Annotated in this window: 3 protein-coding genes; 1 reads left to right on the forward strand and 2 read right to left on the reverse strand. The window is 45.4% G+C overall.

Annotated features, from left to right (window positions below; all coding sequences use genetic code 11):
• Positions 1-1,764: putative bifunctional diguanylate cyclase/phosphodiesterase (locus ACWA6V_RS18045; RefSeq protein ID WP_449523794.1), on the forward strand; the 1,764-nt coding region annotated here is incomplete at its 5' end.
• Between the two features lie 143 nt (positions 1,765-1,907).
• Here the strand turns inward: ACWA6V_RS18045 and ACWA6V_RS18050 are convergent.
• Together ACWA6V_RS18050 and ACWA6V_RS18055 are read right to left on the reverse strand one after the other, a co-directional pair.
• Positions 1,908-3,095, reverse strand: a complete 1,188-nt coding sequence (locus ACWA6V_RS18050) for a hypothetical protein (protein ID WP_449523795.1) — start codon at positions 3,093-3,095, stop codon at positions 1,908-1,910.
• Positions 3,096-3,655: 560 nt separating this feature from the next.
• Positions 3,656-4,307 (reverse strand): efflux RND transporter permease subunit (locus ACWA6V_RS18055; RefSeq protein WP_449523796.1); only part of this gene is annotated, 652 nt, incomplete at its 5' end.

Below are 4,307 nucleotides of genomic sequence, written 5' to 3' on the forward strand. Positions count from 1 at the left end.
CTGGTTGGCATTGGCCGCGATATTACGTTACGTCGCCGCGCCGAGCGCGCATTGCGTGAAAGTGAGGCAAGGTTCCGTAGTTTGATTGAATTATCCTCAGACTGGTATTGGGAACAAGATGCAGATATGCAATTTATTGAATTCGAAGACCCGAACAATAAATCAAGTTATACACGCGCTGAAGTTCTTGGTAAGAGTTTAAAAGAATTGCCCGGCACTACACTCATATCCGAGTCCTGGATTGAATATGAGGATCTAGTGGCCGAGCGCAATCCGTTTCGCGATTTGGAACTGCGCCGTGTAGCAGACAACGGCAAAACCTATTTCATTAGCTTAACGGGCCTACCTGCATTCGATGAGGACGGAAAATTTCGTGGCTATCGCGGTATCGGCCGCGACATTAGTGATCGCAAACGCTCCGAACAGCACATTCACTTTTTAGCTACGCACGATAGTTTAACGTCACTCCCCAATCGTTTTATGTTTAGCCAGATATTGAATTTGGCGATTGAATCAGCGCATCGCTACCATCGCAAACTCGCTGTTTTTTTTATCGACTTGGATAGATTCAAAAATATCAATGACACGCTCGGTCATGAAGCAGGTGATTTTTTACTGTGCGAAATGGCGGCACGCCTGAAGCAATGCTTGCGTGCCAGTGACGTGGTGGGCCGCCTCGGTGGCGACGAATTTGTCGTTATGTTGCCTGAGCCGGAAAACACTGAACAAATAGCCACTGTTGCACAGAAAATTTTGTCCGCATCGCTCGAACCTATCGATATCAATGGCCAGGAATGTCGCGTGACTGCCAGCATCGGCATTTGTGTATATCCAGACGATGGAAGAGATGAACAAACCCTGATGAAAAATGCCGACATCGCCATGTACCGCGCGAAAGAAGAAGGCAAAAACAATTACCAATTCTATTCTCCCGATATTGAAGCCCGCTCACTGGAACGCTTGGTGCTGGAAAATAATTTGCGCATGGCGCTTGAGCGCAATGAATTTTTCTTGCACTACCAGGCGAAACGCAATTTACAAACCGGCGAAATCGCCGGAGTTGAGGCGTTAGTGCGCTGGCAACATCCGGAGCTTGGCATTATCTCGCCTGCACAATTTATTCCCCTCGCCGAAGAAACCGGTTTGATTGTATTAATTGGCCGGTGGGTATTAAAAACCGCCTGCGCACAAAATGTCGCCTGGTTAAAACAAGGCTTACCGCCGCTGTGCATGGCCGTGAATTTATCCGTGCGGCAGTTTTTCGATGAGCATTTAATTCAGGATGTTGCCGATGCATTAAACGAATCGGGCATGCAGCCAGCATTGCTGGAAATGGAAATTACCGAAGGCATGGTGATGCAGGATGCAGAGCGCGCAATTCGCATCCTCACCGCAATCAAAGCATTGGGTGTGCGCTTGGCAATTGATGATTTTGGTGTGGGCTATTCATCGCTCGCGCAAATAAAACGCTTCCCCATAGATACCTTAAAAGTGGACAGCTCTTTTATCCGCGATATCCCCCAAAACCGCGAAGATCGCGCTATTACCGAAGCGATCATCGCGATGGGTAGAACTTTGAGTTTGACGGTTATCGCCGAGGGAGTAGAAACCAAAGAGCAGGAAGCGTTTTTACGCGATCATAACTGCGATCAATCCCAAGGCTACTACTTTAGTAAACCGATTTCCCCGGAAGATTTTGTTAGTTTTATGAAAAAACAAGCGGCATGCACAATTGTTTATCCACCAGTCACTAGTCCGGAATAAAAATGAACAGTGATTGGTGTATTGACAGGTCTTCAATGGTATAGAGCCGTTTTTTATTCTCGCACAATTCTAAATACGACCCTTTGGATTTAGGAATTCAATGCAATTTTCTGACTGCAATGATGGCCTGCCCCAATTTATCTTTAAAGATCAGCCTCAAATTGAATTTTTTGTCCCGTCACCAAGCGGTCACTTTCTATTGTTAATAGTGGTTGGATACCGCCGCTATTAATATCAACGGTTAGTGATTCATTGGGTAGCAAACCTTTTAACGATTGTTGCGCGCGAAAACCGTTAATCGTGATATACGCATCGTAATAGATTGGTGCTATACCGCGATTAATTAATTTGACGCGCGAGCGTGAAGACGAGGCTTTAAATTCTGTAACATGAAATTTATAACCGTTAGCCATCCCCGCCTGCTTGATACGTTCGTTGGATTGATATTCTGGTTGGTCATTGCCAATCATGTACGTGACATAGAAAGTCTTACTTAAAGCTTCGTAGGTTCTGCCATACATACCGGTCACATTAAGCGCATTTTTTTGGTCAAATTCAGAGTAGTAACTAAGCTCACCACCGTGGGGGGAATTTTTATAGCGCTCCGTATAGCCAAATATAGTCCACATACTCGCATTATAACCTCCATGTTCTTTGTGCATAAACGAATCGTCAAAATTGCCGAAGGGTAGTGCTAGCAAACTGGCATCATCCGCTATGGGTGTATTGTCGCTATCACCGGCATCGATTGAAATACTCCAGTGCAACTCATCAAACTGTTCCTCGAGATGCTGCAGGAATTTTCTTTGATAAGCTTTGGACGGAAAGTTTTTTCCTAAAATAACCTGCGGATCGTAAATGTGGTATTCGCCCCATAAACCAAAGCCAACCTGTAAAAAAGCAATGCGCGGATCCTGGTCATAGCGTGCGGCAAAAGCGGTGTAAAAATCGAGTGTCGCTTGTTGTAATTCGGGATGTGACCAATCGGGGAAGCCAGTTGATAATCCTTCACTCAACGCTGTGGTTTCGCGGTAATCAGAATAAGCTTTTATATAATTTGGCACTGCAGTAGCACGACCAGGATACACATAATACCAACGCAAAATTGCCTGTTTACCGCGCGCACTAATTTGCTCCAGCAAATTATCAACTGCATTCCAGTTGTAAAGGTTATCCCCAGCAACCACATCACTTGGTCGCACATAAGCGTATTCAAGTTGTACATATTGGTCATCGGTTTTTAACGCGGTGCCATTGTATGAATCTGCCCACAACACAATACCTGTCATAGGTTGGACTTTAGTGATGTGGCTTTGCAGTGGAATATCCACAAGATTCTCACTTGCAGAACTGGAACTGGGTATAGAACTCAAATTTAAACTAGATTTAGAATCAGTGTTGGAACTGACACTGAAGCTATAGCTCTTCTGTGAAGAATTCTTGCTTGATAAAATACTTACACTGGAGCTTGAAGATAAAGATGCTGATTGATTTGATGAGCTCAATAGAGTTGATGAGACCGCAACACTGCTTATGGCTGATGATTGTCCGATGCTTGAAGCAACAGGCGCAGTGTAGCTTGACGAGGATGTAGATTCAGTTGAAGAACCACCTCCGCTTCCACCACACGCATGAAGCGAAATGATGCACAGCAAACACATTGCTTTAAGCATATAAGATGGCAGCGTCATGAAAGTTACTCACAATTTTTGGTAGATAGAGTTTCGGCCTCGGAAGTTCAGCCTGGGTGATTCGCTTCAGTTTACGGTTAAATTGCTTGTATTTCTGTGACTTAATCTATGCGGCATCGGTGACACAAACAGCGGGTTAGCCACTAATTTGCGTAACCCGCGCGATGACACAACACGCATATCATTTATTTAAATAAATTTCATCGCACAAAAATTTGCGAATCACGACCCGCCCTACCATGCACCAATCCATAAAGTACCGGCAACACCAACAACGTTAATAACGTTGACGAAATAATTCCACCAATCACCACAGTTGCCAATGGCCGTTGCACTTCCGCACCAATTCCCACGTTAAATGCCATAGGCACAAAACCCAAACTGGCGACGAGTGCGGTCATTAATACTGGTCGCAATCGTGTGAGTGCTCCTTGAATTATTGCTTCCATTAAATCGCCATGTTCCAGATAAAGCTGGCGAATAAACGCAAGCATCACTAATCCATTTAAAACCGCTATGCCGGAGAGTGCAATAAAGCCGACACCGGCGGACATGGACATGGGCATGTCGCGCAGCCAAAGCGCGAGTACGCCGCCGGTGAGTGCGAGTGGGACGCCGGTGAAAATAATCAGTGCGTCTTTGATCGAACCAAAAGCCATTACTAATAATGCAATCACCATTAACAAGGTGAGCGGTACAACAATCGCTAAACGTTTGCTTGCGGATTCTAATTGCTCAAAGGTGCCGCCGTAATCCAGCCAATAACCGGCGGGTAATTTTACGTCGCTTGCGATGCGCGTTTGCACTTCGTTCACAAAAGAACCCAAATCGCGGCCGCGCACATTGGCGGTG

This window comes from Cellvibrio sp., from assembly GCF_053579595.1.